Raw genomic sequence first — 24,299 nt, forward strand, 5'->3', positions numbered from 1 at the left:
GAGGACGCCCCCACCCCCGACCTGTCGGCGGAGGACGCCCCCACCCCCGACCTGTCCGCAGAGGACGCCCCCACCAACGCCCCCTCCTCCGAGGACGCGCCCACCCCGGACATCTGCTGGCTCGACGCCGAGACCGCCCTCACCCTCCTCACCTCGCCGCTCGCCGGCATGGACGCCGCCGACCTGCGCCGTCTCGGCCGCGCCCTGCGCGACGAGGAGCGGGCCGCGGGCAACCCGCTGCCGCCGCCCTCGGACGTGCTGCTGGCGCGGGCGCTCGCCGAGCCGGAGCGGCTCGCCGTGCACGACCCCACGTACGCGCGTGGCGCCCAGCGCCTCGGCGCGCTGCTGCGCAAGGCCCGTGAGCGGCTGGCCGGCGGCGGTACGGCCGAGGAGGCTCTGTGGGACCTGTGGGAGGGCACACCGTGGCCCGGGCGGCTGGAGCGGGCCGCACGCAGGGGCGGTGCGGCCGGGCGTAACGCGGACCGCGATCTGGACGCCGTGTGCGCGCTGTTCGCCACGGCGGCCCGTGCCGAGGAGCGCACCGGCGGCCGGGGCGCGCTGAACTTCTTGGAGGAGATCGACGCCGAGGACATCGCCGCCGACACCCTCACGGGGCGTGCCGTACGCCCCGACGCGGTCCGCCTGATGACCGCCCACCGCGCCAAGGGCCTGGAGTGGCGCCTGGTGGTCGTCGCGGGCGTCCAGGAGGGCCTGTGGCCCGACCTGCGCCGCCGCGGCTCCCTCCTGGAGGCCGACCGCATCGGCCGCGACGGACTCGCCGAGCCCCTCACCCCGGGCGCGCTGCTCGCCGAGGAGCGCCGCCTCTTCTACGTGGCCGCCACACGCGCGCGTGAACGGCTCGTCGTGACCGCGGTGAAGGCTCCCGCGAACGACGGCGACCAGCCCTCCCGCTTCCTCACCGAACTCGGCGTCGAACCCAAGGACGTCACCGGACGCCCCCGCCGGCCCCTGTCCGTCGCCGCGCTCGTCGCCGAGCTGCGGGCCACCACCGTGGACCCGCGTGTCTCCGACGCCCTGAGGGAGGCCGCCGCCCGCCGCCTGGCCCGGCTCGCCGCCCTCGCCGACGAGGACGGCCGCCCCCTGGTGCCGTCCGCGCACCCCTACCGCTGGTGGGGCATGTTCGAGCCGACCGAGTCCAAGGTGCCGCTGCGCGACCGCGGCCAGCCCGTCGTGCTCTCGGGAAGCGCCCTCGACCAGCTGGCCAACACGTGTGCCCTGCAGTGGTTCCTGGGCCGTGAGGTGAAGGCCGACGCGCCCGCGACAGCCGCGCAGGGGTTCGGCAACGTGGTGCACGTCCTCGCCGACGAGGTCGCCTCCGGGCGCACCCCTGCCGACCTCTCGGTCCTCATGGAACGCCTCGACTCCGTGTGGAACGCCCTGGCCTTCGACGCGCCGTGGAAGTCGGAGCAGGAGAGGGCCGACGCGCGCGTGGCGCTCGAACGGTTCCTCCATTGGCACGTCATGGACCGCACCGGGCGCACCCCCGTGGCCAGCGAGCACGACTTCGACGTCACCCTCGAGGCGGGTGACTACCAGGTGCGCGTCCGCGGCCAGATGGACCGCGTCGAGGTGGACGGCGACGGCCGCGCCTACGTGGTCGACTTCAAGACCGGCAAGCAGGCGCCCACCGCCAAGGAGGTGGAGCGCCACCCGCAGCTCGCCGTCTACCAGCTGGCCGTCCGCGAGGGCGCCGTCGACGAGGTCTTCGACGGTGTGCGGCCCGAGCCGGGCGGCGCCGAACTCGTGCATCTGCGTCAGGGCGCCGCCCAGCGCGACGGTGGCGAGACGCTGCCCAAGGTGCAGGCGCAGGAGCCGCTGGAGGGGGAGTGGGTCGGCGACCTGTTGGCCACGGCCGCCGGAAAGGTCCTCGACGAACGGTTCACGCCGACCGCGGGGCAGCACTGCACACACTGCGCGTTCCGGGCCTCGTGCAGCGCGCGGCAAGAGGGACGGCATGTCATCGAGTGATCCATCCCTCCACCTGTGCTTCCTGCGCCCGGAGGCCGATCCGGTCCGGGCTGTCAGTGGCCGCCGCTAGCCTCTCCGATATGCCCGCCCGCATCACGGATCCCGAACAGCTCAAGGACCTCCTCGGTATCCCGTTCACCCCGGAGCAGACGGCCTGCATCACTGCGCCGCCCGCCCCGCAGGTGATCGTGGCCGGAGCCGGTTCGGGCAAGACGACGGTGATGGCGGCACGCGTGGTGTGGCTGGTCGGCACCGGCCAGGTCGCCCCCGAACAGGTGCTCGGCCTCACCTTCACCAACAAGGCCGCAGCCGAACTCGCCGAGCGTGTCCGCAAGGCGCTGGTGAAGGCCGGCGTCACCGACCCGGACGCCATCGACCCGGACAACCCGCCCGGCGAGCCGGTGATCTCCACGTACCACGCCTTCGCGGGCCGTCTGCTGACCGACCACGGCCTGCGCATCGGCCTGGAGCCCACCTCCCGGCTGCTCGCCGACGCCACCCGCTTCCAGCTCGCCGCGCGCGTGCTGCGCGAGTCGCCCGGACCCCACCCGGCCCTGACCCGCTCCTTCGCGGACCTCGTCGGCGACCTCCTCACCCTCGACGCCGAACTCGCCGAGCACCTCGTACGCCCGGAGGCGCTGCGCGCGTACGACGCCGAACTGCTGCTGACCCTGCGCGGCGCCAAGCTCACCAACGCCGACCTGCGCAAGGTGCCCGAAGCGGCCGCCGCCCGCCGGGAACTGGCCGAGCTGGTCACCCGCTACCGGGCGGCCAAGCGCGAGCGGGACCTGCTCGACTTCGGCGACCAGATCGCCCTGTCGGCCCAGCTCGCGCAGGCCCCCGAAGTGGGCCGCCTCCTGCGCGATGAATTCCGGGTGGTCCTGCTCGACGAGTACCAGGACACGTCGGTCGCCCAACGCGTCCTCCTGGCCGGCCTGTTCGGCGAGGGCACCGGCCACCCGGTCACCGCCGTCGGCGACCCCTGCCAGGCGATCTACGGCTGGCGCGGCGCCTCGGTCGCCAACCTCGACGACTTCCCCGAGCACTTCGCCCACGCCGACGGCCGCCCCGCGGTCCGCCAGGCACTCAGCGAGAACCGCCGCAGCGGCGGCCGCCTCCTCGACCTCGCCAACGGTCTCGCGGAGCCCCTGCGCGCCCTGCACGCGGGCGTGGAGGCCCTGCGCCCGGCCCCCGGCGCCGAGCACGACGGCATCGTGCGCTGCGCACTGCTGCGCACCCACGCCGAGGAGATCGACTGGGCGGCCGACTCCGTCGCCCACCTCGTGCGGACCGGGACCCCGCCCGGTGAGATCGCCGTCCTGTGCCGCACGGCGACCGACTTCGCCGAGATCCAGGGTGCCCTGGTCGCCCGGGACATCCCGGTCGAGGTCGTCGGCCTGTCCGGGCTGCTGCACCTGCCCGAGATCGCCGACCTCGTCGCCGTGTGCGAGGTCCTCCAGGACCCCGGCGCCAACGCCTCCCTGGTCCGTCTGCTGACCGGCCCGCGCTGGCGCATCGGGCCCCGCGACCTCGCCCTGCTGGGGCGACGCGCTCGGCTCCTGGTGTCCCACGCCCGCGTGGAGGGCGACGACGACCCGGACCGCCGGCTCGCCGAGGCCGTCGAAGGGACCGACCCGTCCGAGGTGATCTCCCTCGCGGACGCCCTCGACACCTTCCTGGAGACGCCTCTCGACGGCCGCGGGGACGACGACAAACTGCCGTTCTCGCCCGACGCGCGCGTGCGCTTCGCCCGGCTGGCCACCGAACTGCGCGAACTGCGTCGCTCCCTGGCCGACCCGCTGATGGACGTCCTGCACCGCGTCCTCGCCGTCACCGGCCTGGAGGTCGAACTGTCGGCGTCCCCGCACGCCCTGGCCGCCCGCCGCCGCGAGACCCTGTCCAACTTCCTCGACATCGCCGCGTCCTTCGCCGCCGGCGACAACGAGGCGACCCTGCTGGCCTTCCTCGGCTACCTGCGCACCGCCGCCCAGTACGAGAAGGGCCTCGACAACGCCCTCCCCGGCGGCGAGAACACCGTCAAGGTGCTCACCGCGCACAAGTCCAAGGGCCTGGAATGGGACGTCGTGGTCGTCCCCGGCCTGGTCACCGGCACCTTCCCCAGCAGCCAGGGCCGCGAGAAGTGGACCTCCCAGGGCAAGGTCCTGCCGCACGAGCTGCGCGGCGACGCCGACACCCTTCCCGACGTCGCCTCCTGGGACGCCAAGGGCCTGAAGGCCTTCCACGAGGCCATGAAGGACCACCAGCACACCGAGGAACTCCGCCTCGGCTACGTCACCTTCACCCGCCCCCGCTCCCTCCTCCTGGGCTCCGGCCACTGGTGGGGCCCGACCCAGAAGAAGCGCCGCGGCCCCTCCGCGTTCCTCCAAGCCCTCCACGAGCACTGCGAAGTCGGACACGGCGAGATCGAGGCCTGGGCGGAGGAACCCGCCGAGGACGAGGAGAACCCGGCCCTGCACCAGGCGACGGCCGACCAGGTGTGGCCCCTGCCCCTGGACGAGACGGCCCTGGCCCGCCGCCGCGCGGCCGCCGAGACCGTCCTGGCCCACCTGGAGGACCTCGCCTCCCACGAGGACGCCCACCCCGCGGCCGTGCACGACCCAAACGCGACCGACGACCCGGAGTGGCCCCCGCCGCCCGAGGACGACGAGCCCCCGTACGGCGAACCGGACCCTTTCGACGAAGGCCCGTCCGACGAGGATCTGTTCGGCGCGGACGCGTTCGGGGCAGACCCCTTCGACGGAGTTCCCTTCGACGAAGCCATCAGCGACGCCCAGGCGGACGGCAGCGCACGGCCCGCGGACCGCCGCCCCACCATCCCTCACCAGGCGGCCCCGCCGGAGCCCCCGCACCCCGGGGGTCACCCCCACCTCACCCCGGAGGAGGCCCGCACCGTCGCCTCCTGGGACCGCGACCTCGACGCCCTCACCGGCGAGCTCCTGCGGGCCCGCGACAGCGTCACCGACGTCCCGCTCCCCGCGTCGCTCACGGCGTCCCAGCTGATGCACCTGGCCGCCGACCCGGACGGCTTCGCCCAGGAGCTGGCCCGCCCCATGCCCCGCCCGCCCCAGCCCGCCGCCCGCCGCGGCACCCGCTTCCACGCCTGGGTCGAGGCCCGCTTCGAGGAGCTCACGCTGCCGATGCTGGAGCCGGGGGAACTGCCCGGCAGCGAGGCCGAGATCGCCGACGAGCGGGACCTCCAGGCCCTCAAGGACGCCTTCGAGCGCACCGCGTACGCGCACCGCACGCCCTACCGGGTGGAGGCCCCCTTCCAGCTCGAGATCGCCGGCCGCGTCGTCCGGGGCCGGATCGACGCCGTCTACAAGGAGGGCGACGGACAGGACGCGACGTACGAGATCGTCGACTGGAAGACCAGCCGCTCCCGCACGGCCGACCCGCTCCAGCTCGCCGTCTACCGCCTCGCCTGGGCCGAGCAGCAGGGGGTGCCCCCCGAGGCGGTCACGGCCGCGTTCCTGTACGTGCGCACCGGAGAGGTCGTACGCCCGCAGGAACTGCCCGACCGGGCCGCCCTGGAGCGGCTGCTGCTGGACGAACCGCCTCGTGGAGAGCTCGGTGAGGAACCGCACTCCTAGGACGTCAGTGCGGGCCGATAGGCTCGTGACCATGAGCCAGACCCCGGACAGCGTCGTCCGTACGTACATCCAGCAGCACCGCGCCGCCTTCCTCGACGACCTCGCCGAGTGGCTGCGCATCCCGTCGGTGTCGGCCCAGCCGGACCACGCGCCCGACGTACGACGCAGCGCCGACTGGCTCGCCGCCAAGCTGAAGGAGACCGGCTTCCCGACGGCCGAAATCTGGGAAACCCCGGGCGCGCCCGCCGTCTACGCCGAGTGGCCCTGTGAGGACCCGAAGGCGCCCACCGTGCTGGTCTACGGCCACCACGACGTTCAGCCCGCCGTCCGGGAGGACGGCTGGGACAGCGAGCCCTTCGAACCCGTCGTCCGCGACAACCGCCTCTACGCGCGCGGGGCGGCCGACGACAAGGGCCAGGTCTTCTTCCACACCCTCGGCGTCCGCGCCCACCTCGCCGCCACCGGCCGCACCACCCCGGCCGTGCACCTGAAGCTGCTGATCGAGGGCGAGGAGGAATCCGGCTCGCCGCACTTCCGGACCTTGGTCGAGCAGCACGCCGAGCGGCTCGCCGCCGACGCCGTGATCGTCTCCGACACCGGCATGTGGTCCGAGGACACCCCCACGGTGTGCACCGGCATGCGCGGCCTCGCCGAGTGCGAGATACGGCTGCACGGCCCCGACCAGGACATCCACTCCGGCTCCTTCGGCGGCGCGGTGCCCAACCCGGCGACGGCCGCCGCCCGCCTGGTCGCCGCCCTGCACGACGAGCACGCGCGCGTGGCGATCCCGGGGTTCTACGACGGACTGGTCGAGCTCACCGACCGCGAGCGCGAACTCCTCGCCGAACTCCCCTTCGACGAGGCGCAGTGGCTGCGCGCGGCCAAGTCGTACGCCACCCACGGGGAGGCCGGGTACACCACCCTGGAGCGCGTCTGGGCCCGTCCCACCGCGGAGGTCAACGGCATCGGCGGCGGCTACCAGGGCCCCGGCAGCAAGACGATCATCCCGTCCTCCGCCCTGGTGAAGCTGTCCTTCCGCCTGGTGGCGGGCCAGGACCCCGGCCAGGTGGAGAAGGCCGTCCGCGCCTGGGCCGGGCAGCAGGTGCCCGCCGGGATCCGCTGCGAGATCACGTTCAGCGGGGCCACGCGCCCGTGCCTGACGCCGCTGGACCACCCGGCCCTCCAGTCGATCACCCGCGCGATGGGCCGGGCCTTCGGCAAGCCGGTCCGCTTCACCCGCGAGGGCGGCTCCGGACCGGCCGCCGACCTCCAGGACGTCCTCGGCGCACCGGTGCTCTTCCTCGGCGTCTCCGTCCCCTCCGACGGCTGGCACGCCCCGAACGAGAAGGTCGAACTGGACCTGCTCCTCAAGGGCGTCGAAACCACCGCGTACCTGTGGGGTGACCTCGCCGAGCACTGGCGCCACGCCCCCTGAGCCCTCCGCGCCGTCCGGACCGGCCACGCGCGCGGGGCACACTGGAAGGGCCGCCCCGCCGCCCGAGCCCGCCGGACCCGGTCGTCTCCCGCCGTACATCCCGTCGAACAGTCCGCCGAACCAACCGTTCCACCGGGGGAGTTGGAAGCACCCGTGACCACCTGGACCGACCACAACGCCGACCGCCCCATTTCGCTCACCGCCCCGAGCGGCATCGACCGGGCCGCCCACCACCGGCTCGACGAGGCCTGGCTCGCGGCGGCGTGGAGCCACCCCTCCACGCGCTGCTTCGTGGTCTCCGACGGCCAGGTCCTCATCGACGAGACGGCGGACGGGCGCACCGAACTCGTCATGACCCCCTCCTTCGAGGCCCCCCTCACCGAGGCGCACCGCTACTTCCTCGGCATCGACGAGGACGGCGTCAGCTACTTCGCCCTCCAGAAGGACGCTCTGCCCGGGCGCATGGACCAGTCCGCGCGCCCGGCGGGCCTGCGCGAGGCCGGCCTCCTGCTGTCGGCCCGCGACGTGGGCCTGATGGTGCACGCGGTGGGCCTGGAGAACTGGCAGCGCACGCACCGCTTCTGCTCGCGCTGCGGCGAGCGCACGGTCATCGCCGCGGCCGGCCACATCCGCCGCTGCCCGGCCTGCGGCGCGGAGCACTACCCGCGCACCGACCCGGCCGTGATCATGGCCGTGACCGACGAGGACGACCGCATCCTGCTCGGCCGCCAGGTGCACTGGCCCGAGGGCCGCTTCTCGACGCTCGCCGGCTTCGTCGAGCCCGGCGAGTCCATCGAGCAGTCGGTGCGCCGCGAGGTCAAGGAGGAGGTGGGCATCGCCGTCGGTCAGGTCGAGTACCTCGCCAGCCAGCCCTGGCCCTTCCCGTCCAGCCTCATGCTGGGTTTCCTGGCCCGCGCCACCTCGACCGAGATCGACGTCGACGGCGACGAGATCCACGAGGCCCGCTGGTTCTCCCGCGACGAACTGCGCGCCGCCTTCGAGTCCGGCGAGGTGCTCCCGCCCTACGGCATCTCGATCGCGGCCCGCCTGATCGAGCTCTGGTACGGCAAGCCGCTCCCGACGAGAACCGTCGCCTGAACGGGCGCGCCCGCATGCCCGACCCGTACGGGAACCGGCCGGCGTCGGTGTGGTCCCGGTAGTCCTCGGCAGGTGTGAGGGGGATCAGCGCCCGAGCACGTCAGTCCAGCAGCGCGACAGCGAACGTCTCGCGGTGGTCGGTCAGCCAGGCCTGCATGCGGTCCCACCGTGCCCATCCGCCACGGTCGGCCAGCGCTTGGAGGTAGGCAGGATCACCGTCAGCCACGCGGCGGGCGACGAAGGCCCGGCAGATCTCCGTGGCCTGTTCGATCACGCCGGGCAATTCGGTGCGCTCCCTCGGCGAGAGGCCGTAGCTGTCGGCGAGGATCCGCAGTCGTGCAACCGCGTCCGATCCGGCGGGATACAGGGCAGCCGCGGATGCCGGATCAAGCATGGGTACCCAGTAGCGGGCAGCCATGGCGACGTCCCAGAGGGGGCGGCCGGGCGCCGCCAGGTCGAAATCAATCAAGGCGGCGGCATGACCGTCGCGGAAGACTACGTTGTCCGGGCACACGTCGTTGTGGCACACCATTGTCCCTCCCTCCGGATCGGCGAGGTCCTGGGGCCACTCGACGTCTTTGTCGACCGCGATGGTCGCGCTGGCCTCATGCAGGCGGCGCAGCAGGACGCCCACCGATTCGAGGGCGGTTGTCGTCAACACCCAGGGCGGGAACGGTGGCAGAGCCACGTCGCCGGGAACGAAGGTCAGCTGCTCACGACCGTCAGCGGTGAGGCCCACGGGGGTCGGAGCCGCGTCGAATCCGTGCTCTTTCAGCGCCAGGAGGTGGGCATGGAGGCGTGTGCGTTGCGCGGTGCCGGGCGTTCCACCAACTCACCCCGGCGGAGGACCGCCCCCGCGTTCACCATGCCTCCGACCAGCGCCTCGCCGTACGCCTCGTCTTCGGTCGTCATGCCGATCACGCTACCGCCGAGTCGGCCCCGTACAGGCCGGGCATACAAAGACCCCCGATCCGGAGCCAGGCCGGTCGGGGGTCGTGTGTGATGTGGGTCAGACGCCGAGTGCCTGCTTCACCTGGGCAAGGCTCGGGTTCGTCATGACGACCTCGGTCCCACCGTTGGAGGGAACTACCTGAACCGTCGGCACCGTCTGGTTTCCGCCGTTGGCCTTCTCCACGAACGCGGCGGATTCCGGGTCCTGCTCGATGTTGACCTCGGTGTACGCGATGCCCTCGCGGTCCATCTGGCTCTTCAGCCGGCGGCAGTAGCCGCACCACGTGGTGCTGTACATCGTCACAGTGCCCGGCATGTCGCTCGCGCTCCTTGGGTGACTCGGGGACGGGTTAGCAGTGGGGGAACGTATATGAAAGGTCCACCATTCCCGGTGCCCCGCCTCCGCCGGACGTGATGCGTGCCGCATCGGTACGACTATCAGTGCCTGCCTGTGGACAACCTTCGCGGCTGTCTCCCGTGACCTGGCAGCATGGCCGTGTGACAGCAGCAACGCACTCCACCCTGATCCCGCAGGCACCGGACTCGGCCGACGCGGTGCTCGACGGGCTCGACCCCGAGCAGCGCGAGGTGGCCACCGCCCTGCACGGTCCGGTGTGCGTCCTGGCGGGCGCCGGTACGGGCAAGACCCGGGCGATCACCCACCGCATCGCCTACGGAGTGCGCGCCGGCATCCTGCACCCCTCCAGCGTGCTCGCCGTCACCTTCACCAACCGCGCCGCGGGCGAGATGCGCGGCAGACTGCGCCAGCTCGGCGCCGGGGGCGTCCAGGCGCGCACCTTTCACTCGGCAGCCCTGCGCCAGCTCCAGTACTTCTGGCCGAAAGCGATCGGCGGTTCGATGCCGCGGCTCGTCGACCGCAAGGTCCAGCTCGTCGCCGACGCGGCCGCAGCCTGCCGCATCCGCCTCGACCGAGGCGAGTTGCGTGATGTCACCGCCGAGATCGAATGGTCCAAGGTCACCCAGACCGTCCCCGCCGACTACGCGCCCGCCGCTGCCAAGGCCGGCCGTGATACCCCCCGAGCCCCCGCCGAGATCGCCCAGCTCTACGCGGCCTACGAGGACGTCAAGCGCGAGCGCTCCGTGATCGACTTCGAGGACGTCCTGCTGCTGACCGTCGCCGTCCTCCAGGACCGGCACGACATCGCCGAGCAGGTCCGCGGCCAGTACCAGCACTTCGTGGTGGACGAGTACCAGGACGTCAGCCCCCTCCAGCAGCGCCTGCTGGAACTGTGGCTCGGCGAGCGGGACAGCCTCTGCGTGGTCGGCGACGCCAGCCAGACGATCTACTCCTTCACGGGAGCCACACCGGACCATCTGCTCGATTTCCGCACCCGACACCCCGGCGCCACCGTCGTCAAGCTGGTCCGCGACTACCGCTCCACCCCCCAGGTCGTCCACCTCGCCAACGGCCTGCTCGCCCAGGCGAAGGGCCGGGCCGCCGACCACCGACTGGAGCTCGTCTCCCAGCGCGCCCCGGGCCCCGAGCCGGTCTACACCGAGTACACCGACGAGCCCACCGAGGCGGAAGGCGCGGCCCGCCGCATCCGCGAGCTCATCGACTCGGGCGTCCCGGCCGCCGAGATCGCCATCCTGTTCCGCACGAACGCGCAGTCCGAGACCTACGAGCAGGCCCTCGCCGACGCCGGAGTGCCCTACCAGCTGCGCGGCGCCGAGCGGTTCTTCGACCGCCCGGAGGTGCGCAAGGCGGGCGTCGCCCTGCGCGGCGCGGCCCGCTTCGGCGGCAACGACTCCCTCCTGGACGATGTCGTCGACCTGCCCTCCCAGGTGCGCGCCGTGCTGTCGGGGGAGGGCTGGACACCGCAGCCGCCGGCCGGCTCAGGCGCCGTGCGCGAGCGCTGGGAGTCGCTGGCCGCCCTGGTGAACCTCGCCCAGGACTTCGCCGCCGCCAAACCCGGTGCCACCCTGGCGGACCTCGTCGCCGAGCTCGACGAACGCGCGAACGTCCAGCACGCCCCCACCGTGCAGGGCGTCACCCTGGCCTCCCTGCACTCCGCCAAGGGACTGGAGTGGGATGTCGTGTTCCTGGTGGGCGTCGCCGAGGGCATGATGCCGATCACCTACGCGAAGACCGACGAGCAGATCGAGGAGGAGCGCCGTCTGCTCTATGTCGGCGTCACCCGCGCGCGGGAGCACCTCCACCTCTCCTGGGCGCTCTCCCGCTCACCCGGAGGCCGCCCCAGCCGCCGCCCCAGCCGCTTTCTCGACGGACTGCGCCCCGGTTCGACGGCCACGACGGGCCGCGCCACCGCCGGCGGCGCGGGCGGGATCGAGCGCGGCGTCCCCGGAACCAGGGGCTCCGCCCCGAGACGCACCCAGCGAATCCCCGCCCGCTGCCGGGTCTGCGGCCGCACCCTGACCGACGCGGGCGAGATGAAACTGATGCGCTGCGACGACTGCCCCTCCGACATGAACGAGGGCCTCTACGAGCGGCTGCGCGCGTGGCGCGCCGACCAGGCGCGCAGCAGTGGTCAGCCCGCCTTCTGCGTCTTCACCGACAGGACCCTGATGGCGATCGCGGAGACCGCGCCCGACGACGCGCACGAGCTGGCACGCATCCCGGGGGTCGGGACGCGCAAGCTCAACCGCTACGGGGCCGACGTACTGGCCATCTGCGCAGGCCAGTACGTGACGGAGGACGAAGATCAGGACTGACACGAACTCGTCGAGAAAATAGTTTGCGCATGCCCCAGCAACCCCCATAGGTTCTTAGGCACGAGAGCAGCGGCCTTCTCGGAGGCCCTGATTCCGTGTTGTACTTGCATTTCCGTCGGACTGGTTCACCCAGTCCCCCGAGACGCCGAGAGGAGGCGAGTCCAGTGATCAGCATCAACACCAGCTCCATCAGCATCGTGAAAATGACCGATCGCTCGGCCGTCTCCACGTGCATGCTCGGCGTTCCGAACCTGGGCACCGGTCTGTCCGGCATTCGTGCCGCGCGTCCGGCGTCCTCCTCCATTGCTCCTGCGGGCCTTCCTGTCCGTGAGCGCAATGAGCGACCGACCAAGGCACTGGAAGCAGCAGTAGCGGCACAGGCGCAGGCCTATGCCCTTACGGCGACCGGTGCCGGATTCCGGAAGCAGACGACGCAGCACCACCAGATGTGGGCCTTCCGTGGGCCAGAACCCTGGAGTGATCCAGCCTGATCGCCGATCAGGCCGGCGCCTTCAGGGCCGCGGAACCCCATCCGGGATCCGCGGCCCTTCTGTTTGTCCCCGACCAGGGACGACGGACCGAAGGAGCCTCGGGACAAGAAAAGAACCCGGTACCAGCCGCCCCCCCGCCAACAGGCCGGAACGACCAGACGAGGAAGACGAACCGTGCAACTCGAAGCGCACGCACCGTCCGTACCGCCTTCCGACACGATCCCCAAGCCCGGCTCCACGGAGGACTCCGCCTTGACTCCGCTCACTCCGCTCACCGCGCTCACCGCGCTCGACGACGCCATCGAGAACCTCGGTGTACCCGTCCCGTGCCGTTCGTACGACCCGGAGGTCTTCTTCGCCGAGTCGCCCGCGGACGTCGAGTACGCCAAGTCCCTCTGCCGCACCTGCCCGCTGATGGAGGCCTGCCTCGCCGGCGCCAAGGAGCGGCGTGAGCCCTGGGGCGTCTGGGGTGGCGAGCTGTTCGTGCAGGGTGTCGTCGTCGCCCGGAAGCGGCCGCGTGGCCGCCCGCGCAAGAACCCGGTCACCGCATGAACACCACAGGAACGATCGATCGCCCCCTCACGCACGACCCCCAGAAGCAGGCCCCGATGAAGCCGTCCACTGACGAGCCCGCAGGCTCCGCGACCCAAGACTTCACCACCACCGGCGCGAAGGACTCGCGTCAGAACAGGACCCGAGAGATGCAACTCATTCCAGAAGCCATGGCTCGTGCGCATATGCGCGAACGACTGCACGAGGCGGAGCAGGAACGCCAGGCCGTGCGTCTGGTGACCGCCCGCCGGATGCAGCGCAAGGCGGAGCGCGCCTCCCGGCGTGCCCGCCGGGCGCTCGCCATGGCGGTCATGCAGTAACCGACCTCACTTGCAGCACAGGCCTCCCGACCGGAGGCCGGGCTCTCTGGCGGGGGCCGGTCCGTACCGAACGGACCGGCCCCCGCGGTGCGTTGGGCCCAAGGGTCCGGTGTGTCGGGCGATGAAGCCGGGCGTTGCGTCGGCGAACCTCAGGTCGATCGCGGGGCGCCTGGACTCCGGCTGATGATGAGGCGCGCGGCCGGGCTCATGCCTGGGCGACCGACTCCTCGCCGTCCGCCGGGTCTTCCGGGACGAACCCCGGCAGCCACTCCTCCAACTCCTCGCGCAGGCGCACCGTGGCCCCCAGCTGGCACAGCACTCCGATCGTGCTCAGGGTCACCCGGTGGATCAGCAGATAGGACGGGGGCAGGTTGAGCCGCTTGCCGAGCTGGTAGGCGGGGGAGCGCGGGTCGGCGACCCGCGCCGCCTGACTGCGCATCCAGCCCCGGGTGAAGGTGAACTCCTCGACCTGGGCCGGTTCGATGATCGGCAGCAGGTAGTCGAGGACCGCGTCGGGATCCAGCTCCATGGTCTCCTTGACGAACCCCTCCGCGCAGAGGAGCTCGTAGACCGTCTCGGCCTGCCCGTCGAGGGTCATCCGCAGGGAGTCGCCGATGGTGGCCGGCAGCCCGCCCGGGAGACGGTCGACCGTCCCGAAGTCCAGGACGCCCAGGCGCCAGTCGTCCTCGCCTTCCGGACCGCCGGGCAGGAGCCGGAAGTTGCCCGGGTGCGGATCGGCGTGCAGCAGGCCGGTGCGAGCGGGGCCGGAGAAGAGGAAGCGGGCCAGGAGCTGGCCGGCACGGTCGCGCTGCTCCTGGGTGCCGTCCGAGATGATCTCCGACAGCGGGATGCCGTCGATCCACTCGGTGATCAGGACCTGGTCGGACTGGTGGACCACCTGCGGCACGAGGACGTCCGGGTCGTCCGCGAACTCCTCCGCGTGGGCCTGCTGGGCCTGGGCCTCCAGGCCGTAGTCCAGCTCCTCCGAGACACGGTCCTTCAGCTCGGCGATCAACGGCTTGATGTCCATGCCGGGGATCAGCGGACCGAGCAGCCGGGAGAAGCGGCTCAGCTGGTTCAGGTCGGACAGCAGTGCCTCGCCGGCGCCCGGGTACTGCACCTTGACCGCCACCTCACGGCCGTCGTGCCACACCCCTCGGTGCACCTGTCCGATCGAGGCCGCCGCGGCCGGCTTGTCCTCGAACTCCAGGAACAGTTCCTGCCAGTCCTCGCCGAGCCGCTCCCGCAGCACCGCGTGCACGGTACGGGTCGGCATCGGCGGCGCGGCCTCCTGGAGCTTCGTCAGCGCGGCCCGGTAGGGGCCGGCCACCTCCTCGGGCAGTGCGGACTCGAAGACGGACAGGGCCTGGCCGAACTTCATCGCGCCGCCCTTGAGCTCACCGAGCACCTTGAACAGCTGCTCCGCAGTGCGCTGCTGGAGTTCGCGGCCGACGAGGTCGGCGGACTCACCGACGATCCGCTTGCCGAACCCCCAAGTCGCCCGCCCGGCGATGCCGAGCGGGAGCGCGGCGAGTTTGGCGGTCCGGGTGACCGCCTTCCGGGGAAGATCAGACATGCGCCCTCCAAGTCCCAGCCGGCCGCTCCGCCGCTGCCTTACGGCACTGCTTCGACGGCCGTTGCACCGCCATTGTCTCGTGCGACTCCCCGTCCTCCGATAGGTGCTCCCCCTTTCCCCTCTCCACCGCTCCGCACGGGCATGCAGCATGCGCCCAGACCGGCCGCGCATGCCAGTGCAGCCCCGGAACGGAGACCTCCCAGCGAGCCCCGGCACTCGACGGAACCCGGCCGTCCAGGAAAGCGAGCGCGTGGGCGGCCGCTAGTCCGGCCACGGTCGTGGCCAGCGTCAGATCGCAGGGCCGCACCTGCCGCTGCCGGCCGGAACGCCACTGGGCGACCAGACGGGGCCAGGTCGGGTCCCGGTCGGTGCGGCTCTCCTGCAGACACCCCGCACAGCCCGTCTCCCCGGGCAGGACGAAGGGGCCGACCACGCCGGTCCCCTCCACGACCCCGGCGTACAGATGGGGTGTCCCGGAGGACATCAGGGGCTCGGCGGTGGACGGGTCGGGCGCGTGCACGTCGACGTCGTCCCGAGGAGCGAGGATCACCAGCGAGAAACCGGGGTCGCATTCCGCAGCCTGGGCCGCCGCCCGGCGTGGCGGGCGATCCGGGGAAGCCCGGCGCACGGCACGGCGGGCGGCTTCGTCCCTGCGGTCCCCGACGGCCTCCGCGGGCAGCCCGCCCGGCGCGACGTCCCATGGCTCCACGCAGCCGCCGTCGAGCACGTCCACCTCACCCACGCCGGCCCCTGCCAGCAGCGAGGCCAGCACGGCGCCCACCCGGCCGGCGCCCCGCACCTGCACACGCTGCGAGCGCCGGGCGGTGAGCTGCCTGATCGCGTCGCCGGGCACGGAGGTCGTCAGGGACAGGGAGGCCAGGTCCGGGCGGAGCCGGTCGAGGACTTCTTTCTTGCGCCGCAGGGCGTCGGCGTCCGGTCCGCCGCCCCGGGCGTCGTCGAGGAGCCCGGCCTCCGCGAGCCCGCGCACGAGCCTGTCGACATGGCCTTCGGGCAGGTCCATGCGGCGTCCCTCCTCGCGCAGCAGTTCCAGGCCCCGCGTGCCGTTCAGCAGGTCGAGGAAGCTGCCCGTCGCCTGGTCTATCGGGCCGAGCGTCATCGCGTGCGCCGGTGCCATCCCGAACTGCACCGTCTTGAGGTCGCGCCAGCCGCGCCTGAGCGCGGGTTTCACCATCGGATGCATGACAGCCCCCGTATGCCATCGATCGTCCCCGTTCGCCGGTCGGGCGGGAGTAAGGTCCGCACCTGGCCGCAGGAAGGGCCCGGGCGCAGGCCGGACCCGGATGCGGGCTCGGTACCTGGTCCCGGACCGGCCCGCCGCTCGCTTCGCCGACGGGATCCAGCATGCCCAAACCGGCGGTCCGCTGCCGAAAGTTGTCCACAGGCACGGGGATTCGTCGTACAAATCCGGCGGCTGGTGCGGGCGTCGGCACCGAACCGTCCCGGAGCCGGGACTTCCCCGTGCCCAGCGGGTAACGTCGGGGCGTGCCCGCCGACCCACTGCACCGCACCGGAAAGCCACAGCGCAGCACGACGAGCCAGCCGCCGAGCGGCTCGCGGGCGAGCGCCATCGAGGTCCGCAGGAGCGCCCGCCGACGCAGAACGGTCTCCGCGTACCGCGAGGGCGATCGCACCGTAGTGCTCATTCCCGCCCGGATGTCCGAGGCGGAGGAGCAGCGCTGGGTGAACGTCATGCTCGGCAAGCTGGCCGCCCAGGAGAGCAAGCGGGCCCTGGGCGACGCCGAGCTCACCGAGCGGGCCCGGCGCCTCTCGGAGCAGTACTTCGAGGGACGGGCCCGGCCCGCGTCGGTGCGCTGGGTGACCAACCAGAACACGCGCTGGGGATCCTGCACCCCCTCCGAGGGCAGCATCCGCCTGTCGCACCGCCTGCAGGGCATGCCCGAGTACGTCGTCGACTACGTCCTCCTCCACGAACTGGCCCATCTGCTCGTCCCCGGCCACGGTCCCCGGTTCTGGGAGCTGCTGAAGGCCTATCCCCGCACGGAGCGGGCCAGGGGGTACCTCGAAGGCGTGGTCGCCGCCGAGCGGCTGCCCCATGTGCCCGGTGCGCGGGGTGAGACCCCCGCTGGTGAGTGACCGCTTTCCGCGAGTGAGCAGCCGATACGGCTGAGCGAGGGTTCTGTACCGGGTCTGTACCGACACCGTCCGATGTCCGAGTTTGCCGTTAGCCTGGCGCGACGCACTCACGTTCTGGATGGGGGACGGTCGTTACGCATGGCCAGGGAATTCCAACGCGGCCACAAGGCCAGGATCAGTGACCTCACCGCGGGCACCGATCTGTACGTAGGCGTGCAGATCTCCGGCCCCGGTCTGAGCTTCGACATCAGCTGCTTCGGCCTCGACGCCGACGAACGGCTCTCGGACGACCGGTACTTCGTCTTCTTCAACCAGCCGAAGTCCCCCGAGGAGTCCCTTCAGCTCCTGGGCGCCCAGGCGGGCGACACGGAGTCCTTCCGGGTGACGCTCGACCGGATCCCGCCGCAGATCCAGAAGCTGTCCTTCACGGCGACGATCGACGGCGCCGGACAGATGTCGCAGATCGCCCCCGGGTACATCCGTATCGTCGCGGGCGGCGAGGAGGTGGCCCGCTACTCCTTCGACGGCTCGGAGTTCTCCACCGAACGGGCCGTGATGCTGGGCGACTTCTACCTCAGGGACGTGTGGCGGTTCGCCGCCGTCGGCCAGGGCTTCGACGGCGGACTCGACGCGCTGCTGAAGAACTTCGGCGGCGAGGTGGCCGAGGAGGAGACGCCCGAGCCCGCCCCACAGCAGCCGCAGGCCGGTGCCGCCCCGGGCTTCGCTCCGCCCGCGTTCGGTGTCCCCGCCGCTCCCCGGCCAGCCCCCGTGCCGGCAGCGCCCCCGGCGCCCGCCCCGGCACCTGCTCCCCAGCCGGCGGCGCAGGGCTTCGCGCCCCCGCCGGGCGCCACGCTGCCTCCGGCACCGGCGCCCGCGCCCCAGGTGCACGCCGCCCCGACCATCGTCGCGCCCATGCCCACCCCGCCCGGCGGCTCCCCGGTGCCACCGCCGGCCCCGGCGCCCGCGCCGTACGGCCAGCCCGGTCAGCAGCCGCCGCCGTACGGCCAGGCCCCCGGCCAGACGGCCCCGCCGCCCCCCGGCTACGGCCGGCCCCAGGCCCCGCAGGCCCCCCACACCCCGGCCCCGCCTCCGGGCTATGGCCAGCCCACCCCGCCTCCGGGCTACGGACAGCAGCAGCCGTACGGGCAGGCCCCACACGGAGCCCCGCAGGAGGGGGCCCCGCAGGTCGGTGCCCAGCAGGGGCCGGGCGTGGCCGCCGCGCTCCAGCAGTTCAAGGAGACCCCCACCGGGCAGCGCTGGACGCAGCAGAACAAGAAGCTCGTGCGCGTCGACCTCGGCATCGGCGGACAGCCCGTGCTGGCCCGGCAGGGCAGCATGGTGCTCTACCAGGGCAAGGTCGACTTCAGTTACAAGGGCGCTGGCTTCGCCGGCCGGATCGTGGGCAACGCGACCGGCCAGGAGATGCAGCTGATGCGCTGTACCGGCCAGGGCCAGGTGTTCCTCGCCGAGAACTCGACGATGCTGCACCCGATCGAGCTCCAGGGCGACGGCATCTGCGTCTCCGCGGAGAACGTCCTCGCCTTCGACGAGAGCCTCCAGTACGAGGTCCGGCGCGTCGAGGGCCACGGCATCCCCGGCGGCGCGCTGTTCACGATGCAGTTCACGGGCACCGGCACGATCGTCGTCAAGACACACGGCACGCCCGTGGTCCTCCCGGTCACGCCCACGACGTTCGCCGACTGCAACGCGGTGGTCGCCTGGTCGGCCGCCTCCCAGGTGGTCGTCTCCAGCCAGGTGCGCATGCGCCGCAACGCCTACCCCGGCGACACCGGTGAAAGCGTCAACCTGCAGTTCCGGGGCGCTCCCGGCAACTTCATCGTCGTCCAGCCGTACGAGGTCTGAGGGAGCCCGTCATGACACAGCAACTCGCGGGCTACGCCCCCGCACCCGTCACCGCCCGCATGGAGAACCACGGCAACCACATGCTGAAGGTCGCCATGCAGACCGGCAACGACCTCCTCGCGCGCGTGGGGTCGATGGTCGCCTACGAAGGGTTCGTCCAGTACGAGCCCAACCCGCCGGCCGTGCGCCAGATCGCCAAGGACTGGCTGACCGGCGAGGGCGCGCCCCTGATGAAGTGCTCCGGCGACGGCCTGCTCTACCTCGCGGACTACGGGGCGAACGTCGTCGTCATCAACCTCAACGGCGACGGCATCTCCGTCAACGCCACCAACCTGCTCGCCTTCGACGCCCACCTCACCTGGGGCGTGGAGCGGGTCAAGGGCCTGGCGAAGTTCGCCGGGCAGGGCCTGTGGAACACCAAGATCTCCGGGCAGGGCTGGGTCGCGCTGACCTCCCGGGGCAAGCCCATCGTGGTCGACTGCGGAGGAGGCGAGGACGAGACCTACGTCGATCCCGACGCCCTCGTCGCCTGGTCCCCGAACCTCAAGGTGAAGGGCAAGCGCAGCTTCCGGGCCCAGTCGCTGATCGGCCGCGGCAGCGGCGAGGCCTACCAGATGGCCTTCTCCGGTCAGGGCATCGTCGTCGTCCAGCCCAGCGAGGACAGCACCGACCGCCTCCGGGTCCGGGGCTGAGGGGGAGCCAGAAGCCATGCAGAGCCCGATTTTCGCCTACAACGAGCAGCAGACCCAGGAGCGCTGGAGCCTGCAGAACAAGCAGATGCTGCGCGTCGCCCTGGAGGGCCACGACGACATCCTGGCCCGCAAGGGCACCATGGTCGCCTACCAGGGCTTCGTCGAGTTCGACGCCGAGTACCAGAGCAACGACCAGGCACGCGCGCGTGCGCGCACGGGCGAGGGGCTCGACCTCATGCGCTGCCACGGGCAGGGCACGGTCTACCTCGCCAATCTCAAGCAGCACGTCCACGTCATGGACGTGGACCAGGACGGCCTCACCGTCGACAGCAGCTACGTGCTGGCGATGGACTCGTCCCTGCACCACGAGGTCATCGCCGTGGACAGCCTCTACGGCATCTCCGGCTCCGGGAAGTACCAGCTCAACATCAGCGGCCGGGGCAAGGTCGCCCTGATGACCTCGGGCATGCCGCTGCTGCTGCGGGTGACGCCGGACAAGTACGTCAACTGCGACGCCGACGCGATCGTCGCCTGGTCGACGAGCCTTCGGGTGCAGATGCAGGCGCAGACGCACGCCTCCGGGGTGTGGCGGCGCCGCGGCAACACCGGCGAGGGCTGGGAGCTGAGCTTCATGGGCTCCGGCTTCGCCCTCGTCCAGCCGAGTGAGCTGCTGCCGCCGCAGAACGCCCAGATCGGCCCGGGCCTCGCCGCCCAGTACGGCATGGGCCAGCAGGGGGTGCGGGGGCAGAACCAGGGCAACGTCTGGAGCTGACGCTCCGTGGTTTCGGCCGACGGGTTTCAGGGCTGCGGTCCGGTCCGGGCCGCGGGCGGTGTGGGGGTTGATCGCGCCGTTCCCGCGCGGCCGATGCTCAGGGCGGAGGTAAGGGGCGACCGCGAAGGCAAGCGCCCCTTACCTGTGGCTCAAGGCGCGAGCCTCGCGCGGGTCGCCTCCAGCAGCCGTACGACCGACTCGTCGGCCACGTCCGCCACCTCGTCGTACCCGAACCAGCGCACGTCGAGCGACTCGTCGCTGACCGCGTGCGCGGCGTCCGGGGGCGCCGATACCGCGTACTGGACGTCGAAGTGCCAGTGGCAGGGAGCCGGGATCGGATGCCGGTCCAGGCGCACCGGGCCGCCCGGGAGCAGGGAGAGCCCCGAGACGCCGGACTCCTCCGTCGCCTCACGCAGGGCCGCGGCCGCCAGGGTGGCGTCGCCCGGCTCGCAGTGGCCGCCCATCTGCAGCCACATCCGCAGCTTCCTGTGCAGGGTCAGCAGCACCCGTCCGCGCTCGGGGTCGACCACCAGGGCGCTCGCCGTGATGTGACCGGCGTGGCACGCCTTCCACAGGCCGTCCGGGTGCTCCGCCAGATGGTCGAGGTAGGCCTGGCGCAGGTCCGTCTGGTCCTCGTACCCCTTGAGCACGAGGACCGCGTCGTCGTACAGGCTCACCCGGCGTCGTCGCCCTTGTTCTCGTCGTCGCCCTCGTCGTTCTTCTTCAGGTCGGGCTTCTTGAGGTCGGGCTTGTCCGCCGCCTCGCCGAGCATCTTGTCCAGCTCGGAGAAGTCGATCTGCTCGCGGTGCACGAAGCCGTCCGGGTCGTCCAGGTCGGTCGCCGTCGGCAGCATGTCCGGGTGGTGCCACAGGGCGTCCCGGCCGTCGACACCGCGCGCGTCGGTGAGCGAGGCCCACAGTCGTGAGGCGTCACGCAGACGGCGCGGGCGCAGCTCCAGACCGATCAACGTGGCGAACGTCTGCTCGGCCGGGCCGCCCGAGGCGCGGCGGCGGCGCAGCGTCTCGCGCAGGGCGTCGGCGGACGACAGGCGTGGCTTCGCGGCGGCGTGGACCACCGCGTCCACCCAGCCCTCCACGAGCGCCAGAGCCGTTTCCAGACGGGCCAGGGCCGCCTTCTGCTCGGGTGTGTCCTCCGGCTGGAACATGCCCTGCTGGAGGGCCTCCTGCAGTTGCTCGGGGTTCTGCGGATCGAACTGGCCGACCACGTCCTCCAGCTTGGCCGTGTCGACCTTGATCCCGCGCGCGTAGCCGTCGACCGCGCCGAACAGATGCGAGCGCAGCCACGGCACGTGCGCGAAGAGGCGCTGGTGGGCGGCCTCGCGCAGGGCGAGGTACAGCCGCACCTCCTCCTGGGGGACGCTCAGGTCCTTGCCGAACGTCTCGATGTTCACCGGCAGCAGCGCGGCCTTGCCGGCGGGGCCGAGCGGCAGGCCGATGTCGGACGAGCCGACGACCTCGCCGGCGAGCACGCCGACGGCCTGCCCGATCTGCGTGCCGAACATCGCGCCGCCCATCGAGCGCATCATGCCGATCAGCGGGCCGGCCATGGCCTGCATCTCCTCCGGCAGGACGTCGCCCATGGCACTGCCGACGCGCTCGGCGACCGGATCGACGAGCTCCTTCCAGGCGGGCAGGGTCGCCTCGACCCACTCCGCGCGGCTCCAGGCCACCGCGGAGGCGGCGCCGGAGGGCAGGGACGTGGCGTCGTCGAGCCACAGGTCGGCCAGGCGGACGGCTTCCTCGACGGCCCTGCGCTCGGCGGGGCCGACGCTCGCGTCCTTGGTGCCGTCAGGGGAGCCCTGGGAGACCGTCTGGCGGGCGATCTGCTTGGCCATGTCCCAGTTCACCGGGCCGCCCTCGTAGGAGAGCATCTGGCCCAGCTGCTGGAACGCGGCGCCCAGGTCGGTGGGGTTCAGCGACCCGAACATGGCTGCGAACGGATTGTCCGCACCGGGGCCTCCGGCTCCGGGCAGGCCGCCGAAACCGAACGGGTTGGCCGGTCCCTGACCACCACCGCTCTGCTGGTCCTTCTTCTTGCCCTCGTCGCCGTCGTCCGGCTCCTCCGGCGGAAGGCCGAATCCGAATGGGGTGTCACTCACGGGATTCCTCGGCTGGTAGGGCCGCCGGTTCTTTCCGGCGGCACGGCTGCCCGACAACACCACCCAGCGTAGACACCTGGAACGGATCGGGCCTCGGTGCTTCGCCGACTGACGGCCTGCGGCAGGATGGATGCCACCTGGTACGCACGCGTGGCACGCGCTCGTACTGAAGACAACCGCTGGAGACGCCCGGTGAGTTCCCCAGATCCGCAGGTTCGCGCAGCGCGAAACCAGTCAACCAGTTCCGTGCGTCCCGCGGCGCGCGGACCCGTCGTCGCGGTCACCGGCGCCGCGTACGGCGTCGGCGCGCTGCTCACCGAGCAGCTGGCCGCGTCCGACGAGGTCAAGCAGGTCGTGGCCATCGACGAGAGGCGCGGCGAGTGCGCGGCGGCGCAGTGGCACATCCTGGACGTCCGGGACCCGGCCATCGCGGACAAGCTGCGCGGCGCCGACGTGGTGGTGCACCTGGCGCTGGATCTCGACCTGGAGACCGACGCAGCCGCCCGAACGGCCTACAACGTACGGGGGACGCAGACCGTCCTGACGGCGGCCGCGGCGGCCGGAGTGCACCGGGTCGTGCTGTGCACCTCGGCGATGGTCTACGGGGCGCTGCCCGACAACGAACTGCCGCTGTCGGAGGACGCGGAGCTGCAGGCCACGGCGGAGGCGACGGGCGTCGGCGACCTGCTGGAGATCGAGCGGCTGGCCCGGCGGGCTCCTCGAGCGCACCCGGGGCTCAACGTCACCGTGGTGCGGCCCGCCGTCCTGGTGGGCGGCACCGACACCGCGCTGACCAGGTACTTCGAGTCTCCCCGGCTGCTCGTGGTCGCCGGATCGCGGCCCGCGTGGCAGTTCTGCCACATCGAGGATCTCTGCAGCGCGCTGGAGTACGCCGCCCTGGAGAAGGTCGACGGGGAACTCGCCGTCGGCTGCGACGGGTGGCTGGAGCAGGAGGAGGTGGAGGAGCTCAGCGGCATCCGGCGGATGGAGCTGCCGTCGGCGGTCGCGCTGGGCGCGGCGGCACGGCTGCACCGCATCGGGCTCACACCGTCCCCCGCGGGCGACCTGGCGTACACGATGTACCCCTGGGTGGTGAGCGGCAGCCGGCTGCACGACGCCGGGTGGCGGCCCCGGTACACCAACGAGGAGGTCCTGGCGGAACTCCTGGAGGAGGTCTCCGGTCGTCGCACCGTGGCGGGGCGCCGACTGGGCCGCAAGGACGCGACGGCCGCCGGTGCCGCCGGTGCGACGGTTGCGCTGCTGGGCGCGGCAGCGGTGGTGCGCCGGGCGCGGAAGGCCCGGCGGCGGATCTGAGAGGTGCCGCTGCAGGAGGCTACAGACGCGTACGCGCGCGTGCCGCTCGACAGCTCTGTTCCGTACTGTCGGTCCCGTGCGGCACGATGGAGGCATGGCATCCACGAGCGATCATCCTGGCGAGCAGGCCGCGCAGGACCCGATCAGGCTGATCGGGATTCGGGAGACGGCCCTCTCCGTCGACGAGGTGTTCCGGGCCGTCGGGGACGACGCGGCCGGGGGCACCGCGCTCTTCGTCGGGACCGTGCGGAACCACGACGGGGGTGCCGATGTCGCGGAGCTGGGCTATTCGTGCCATCCCGGCGCCGAGGCCGAGATGCGGCGGATCGCCGAGAAGGTCGTCGCCGAGTTCCCGGTACGGGCGCTGGCTGCCGTGCACCGGGTCGGGGATCTGAGCGTCGGCGATCTCGCCGTGGTCGTCGCCGTCTCCTGTCCGCACCGGGGCGAGGCCTTCGAGGCGTGCCGGAAGCTGATCGACGACCTCAAGCACGAGGTGCCCATCTGGAAGCACCAGAAGTTCTCCGACGGCACCGAGGAGTGGGTCGGCGCCTGCTGATCCGGGAAGCCGTCTTCCGGTTGCGTAACCGCACCCCTGGCGTGAGCGTTGTCACTGCTGATGGTTAATCTGCTGATCAGTCAGTTCGCGGAGCTCGATGGGGTTGGAGGTCGGCATGGCGGCGCTCGCCTGGTTGCTGATTCCGCTTGTG

The 24,299-nt window shown here is 72.2% G+C and carries 19 protein-coding genes and 1 pseudogene; 14 read left to right on the forward strand and 6 right to left on the reverse strand.

What is annotated here, in order from left to right; translation table 11 throughout:
* From ACWD1U_RS11615 to nudC, 4 genes are all read left to right on the forward strand, one after another.
* The coding region (locus tag ACWD1U_RS11615) for a PD-(D/E)XK nuclease family protein (protein WP_451106620.1) at positions 1-1,989 on the forward strand (1,989 nt) is incomplete at its 5' end.
* 80 nt (positions 1,990-2,069) lie between these two features.
* Positions 2,070-5,600 (forward strand): ATP-dependent DNA helicase, encoded by a 3,531-nt coding sequence (locus ACWD1U_RS11620; protein ID WP_451106621.1) that lies wholly within the window; start codon positions 2,070-2,072, stop codon positions 5,598-5,600.
* Between the two features lie 31 nt (positions 5,601-5,631).
* Complete coding sequence (locus tag ACWD1U_RS11625; RefSeq protein WP_451106622.1) at positions 5,632-7,035, forward strand: dipeptidase; 1,404 nt, start codon at positions 5,632-5,634, stop codon at positions 7,033-7,035.
* A gap of 153 nt (positions 7,036-7,188) precedes the next feature.
* Entirely contained in the window at positions 7,189-8,133 is a 945-nt protein-coding gene (gene nudC / locus ACWD1U_RS11630; RefSeq protein ID WP_451106624.1) for an NAD(+) diphosphatase, read from the forward strand.
* Between the two features lie 100 nt (positions 8,134-8,233).
* On the opposite strand, the pseudogene ACWD1U_RS11635 reads toward nudC, so the two are convergent.
* Positions 8,234-9,045: pseudogene (locus ACWD1U_RS11635) on the reverse strand (phosphotransferase).
* 97 nt (positions 9,046-9,142) lie between these two features.
* A complete protein-coding gene (locus ACWD1U_RS11640; RefSeq protein ID WP_388771439.1) occupies positions 9,143-9,400 on the reverse strand; it encodes a mycoredoxin in 258 nt (85 codons plus the stop codon).
* Positions 9,401-9,498: 98 nt separating this feature from the next.
* Between ACWD1U_RS11640 and ACWD1U_RS11645 the strand changes: the two genes are divergently transcribed.
* The 4 genes from ACWD1U_RS11645 (at position 9,499) to ACWD1U_RS11660 (ending at position 13,141) form a co-directional block, all read left to right on the forward strand.
* On the forward strand, positions 9,499-11,778 hold the full coding sequence (locus ACWD1U_RS11645; RefSeq protein ID WP_451106626.1) for an ATP-dependent DNA helicase UvrD2: 2,280 nt from the start codon (positions 9,499-9,501) through the stop codon (positions 11,776-11,778).
* Positions 11,779-11,942: 164 nt separating this feature from the next.
* Positions 11,943-12,269: a hypothetical protein gene (locus ACWD1U_RS11650; RefSeq protein ID WP_451106627.1), complete on the forward strand. Its 327-nt coding sequence runs from the start codon at positions 11,943-11,945 to the stop codon at positions 12,267-12,269.
* Positions 12,270-12,443: 174 nt separating this feature from the next.
* Entirely contained in the window at positions 12,444-12,821 is a 378-nt protein-coding gene (locus ACWD1U_RS11655) for a WhiB family transcriptional regulator (protein WP_451106629.1), read from the forward strand.
* Positions 12,818-13,141, forward strand: a complete 324-nt coding sequence (locus ACWD1U_RS11660) for a hypothetical protein (RefSeq protein ID WP_451106631.1) — start codon at positions 12,818-12,820, stop codon at positions 13,139-13,141. Before ACWD1U_RS11655 ends, ACWD1U_RS11660 begins: the two co-directional genes overlap by 4 nt.
* A gap of 205 nt (positions 13,142-13,346) precedes the next feature.
* Here ACWD1U_RS11660 and ACWD1U_RS11665 read toward each other — a convergent pair whose 3' ends face one another.
* Together ACWD1U_RS11665 and ACWD1U_RS11670 are read right to left on the reverse strand one after the other, a co-directional pair.
* Entirely contained in the window at positions 13,347-14,717 is a 1,371-nt protein-coding gene (locus ACWD1U_RS11665) for an ABC1 kinase family protein (RefSeq protein WP_451106632.1), read from the reverse strand.
* Entirely contained in the window at positions 14,710-15,918 is a 1,209-nt protein-coding gene (locus ACWD1U_RS11670; RefSeq protein WP_451106634.1) for a ThiF family adenylyltransferase, read from the reverse strand. Before ACWD1U_RS11670 ends, ACWD1U_RS11665 begins: the two co-directional genes overlap by 8 nt.
* A gap of 302 nt (positions 15,919-16,220) precedes the next feature.
* Between ACWD1U_RS11670 and ACWD1U_RS11675 the strand changes: the two genes are divergently transcribed.
* The 4 genes from ACWD1U_RS11675 (at position 16,221) to ACWD1U_RS11690 (ending at position 20,159) form a co-directional block, all read left to right on the forward strand.
* Positions 16,221-16,832 (forward strand): M48 metallopeptidase family protein, encoded by a 612-nt coding sequence (locus ACWD1U_RS11675; protein WP_451106636.1) that lies wholly within the window; start codon positions 16,221-16,223, stop codon positions 16,830-16,832.
* A gap of 138 nt (positions 16,833-16,970) precedes the next feature.
* Positions 16,971-18,695, forward strand: coding sequence for a TerD family protein (locus tag ACWD1U_RS11680; RefSeq protein ID WP_451106638.1), 1,725 nt, complete (start codon positions 16,971-16,973; stop codon positions 18,693-18,695).
* A gap of 11 nt (positions 18,696-18,706) precedes the next feature.
* Positions 18,707-19,387 (forward strand): AIM24 family protein, encoded by a 681-nt coding sequence (locus tag ACWD1U_RS11685; protein ID WP_451106640.1) that lies wholly within the window; start codon positions 18,707-18,709, stop codon positions 19,385-19,387.
* A gap of 16 nt (positions 19,388-19,403) precedes the next feature.
* Positions 19,404-20,159, forward strand: a complete 756-nt coding sequence (locus ACWD1U_RS11690) for an AIM24 family protein (RefSeq protein ID WP_451106642.1) — start codon at positions 19,404-19,406, stop codon at positions 20,157-20,159.
* 149 nt (positions 20,160-20,308) lie between these two features.
* Here ACWD1U_RS11690 and ACWD1U_RS11695 read toward each other — a convergent pair whose 3' ends face one another.
* Together ACWD1U_RS11695 and ACWD1U_RS11700 are read right to left on the reverse strand one after the other, a co-directional pair.
* The gene (locus tag ACWD1U_RS11695; RefSeq protein WP_451106644.1) at positions 20,309-20,836 is read right to left on the reverse strand and encodes an NUDIX hydrolase; all 528 of its coding nucleotides are present in this window, start codon (positions 20,834-20,836) and stop codon (positions 20,309-20,311) included.
* Positions 20,833-22,278, reverse strand: coding sequence for a zinc-dependent metalloprotease (locus tag ACWD1U_RS11700; RefSeq protein ID WP_451106646.1), 1,446 nt, complete (start codon positions 22,276-22,278; stop codon positions 20,833-20,835). The genes ACWD1U_RS11695 and ACWD1U_RS11700 overlap by 4 nt, the downstream gene beginning before the upstream one ends.
* A 192-nt stretch (positions 22,279-22,470) precedes the next feature.
* On the opposite strand from ACWD1U_RS11700, the gene ACWD1U_RS11705 reads away from it, so the two are divergent.
* Both ACWD1U_RS11705 and ACWD1U_RS11710 read left to right on the forward strand, forming a co-directional pair.
* A complete protein-coding gene (locus ACWD1U_RS11705) occupies positions 22,471-23,592 on the forward strand; it encodes an SDR family oxidoreductase (RefSeq protein ID WP_451106647.1) in 1,122 nt (373 codons plus the stop codon).
* Positions 23,593-23,686: 94 nt separating this feature from the next.
* Positions 23,687-24,148 (forward strand): molybdenum cofactor biosynthesis protein MoaE, encoded by a 462-nt coding sequence (locus ACWD1U_RS11710; protein WP_451106649.1) that lies wholly within the window; start codon positions 23,687-23,689, stop codon positions 24,146-24,148.
* Positions 24,149-24,299: the final 151 nt, after the last annotated feature.

It is taken from the genome of Streptomyces sp. NPDC002788, assembly GCF_053592115.1.

Coding starts and splice junctions, on each gene's coding strand:
- ACWD1U_RS11625 (WP_451106622.1), top strand. CDS start 5,632: ATGAGCCAGACCCCGGACAGCGTCGTCCGTACGTACATCCAGCAGCAC.
- ACWD1U_RS11690 (WP_451106642.1), top strand. CDS start 19,404: ATGCAGAGCCCGATTTTCGCCTACAACGAGCAGCAGACCCAGGAGCGC.
- ACWD1U_RS11665 (WP_451106632.1), bottom strand. CDS start 14,717: ATGTCTGATCTTCCCCGGAAGGCGGTCACCCGGACCGCCAAACTCGCC.
- ACWD1U_RS11680 (WP_451106638.1), top strand. CDS start 16,971: ATGGCCAGGGAATTCCAACGCGGCCACAAGGCCAGGATCAGTGACCTC.
- ACWD1U_RS11670 (WP_451106634.1), bottom strand. CDS start 15,918: ATGCATCCGATGGTGAAACCCGCGCTCAGGCGCGGCTGGCGCGACCTC.
- ACWD1U_RS11660 (WP_451106631.1), top strand. CDS start 12,818: ATGAACACCACAGGAACGATCGATCGCCCCCTCACGCACGACCCCCAG.
- ACWD1U_RS11685 (WP_451106640.1), top strand. CDS start 18,707: ATGACACAGCAACTCGCGGGCTACGCCCCCGCACCCGTCACCGCCCGC.
- ACWD1U_RS11640 (WP_388771439.1), bottom strand. CDS start 9,400: ATGCCGGGCACTGTGACGATGTACAGCACCACGTGGTGCGGCTACTGC.
- ACWD1U_RS11645 (WP_451106626.1), top strand. CDS start 9,499: ATGCGTGCCGCATCGGTACGACTATCAGTGCCTGCCTGTGGACAACCT.
- ACWD1U_RS11620 (WP_451106621.1), top strand. CDS start 2,070: ATGCCCGCCCGCATCACGGATCCCGAACAGCTCAAGGACCTCCTCGGT.
- ACWD1U_RS11710 (WP_451106649.1), top strand. CDS start 23,687: ATGGCATCCACGAGCGATCATCCTGGCGAGCAGGCCGCGCAGGACCCG.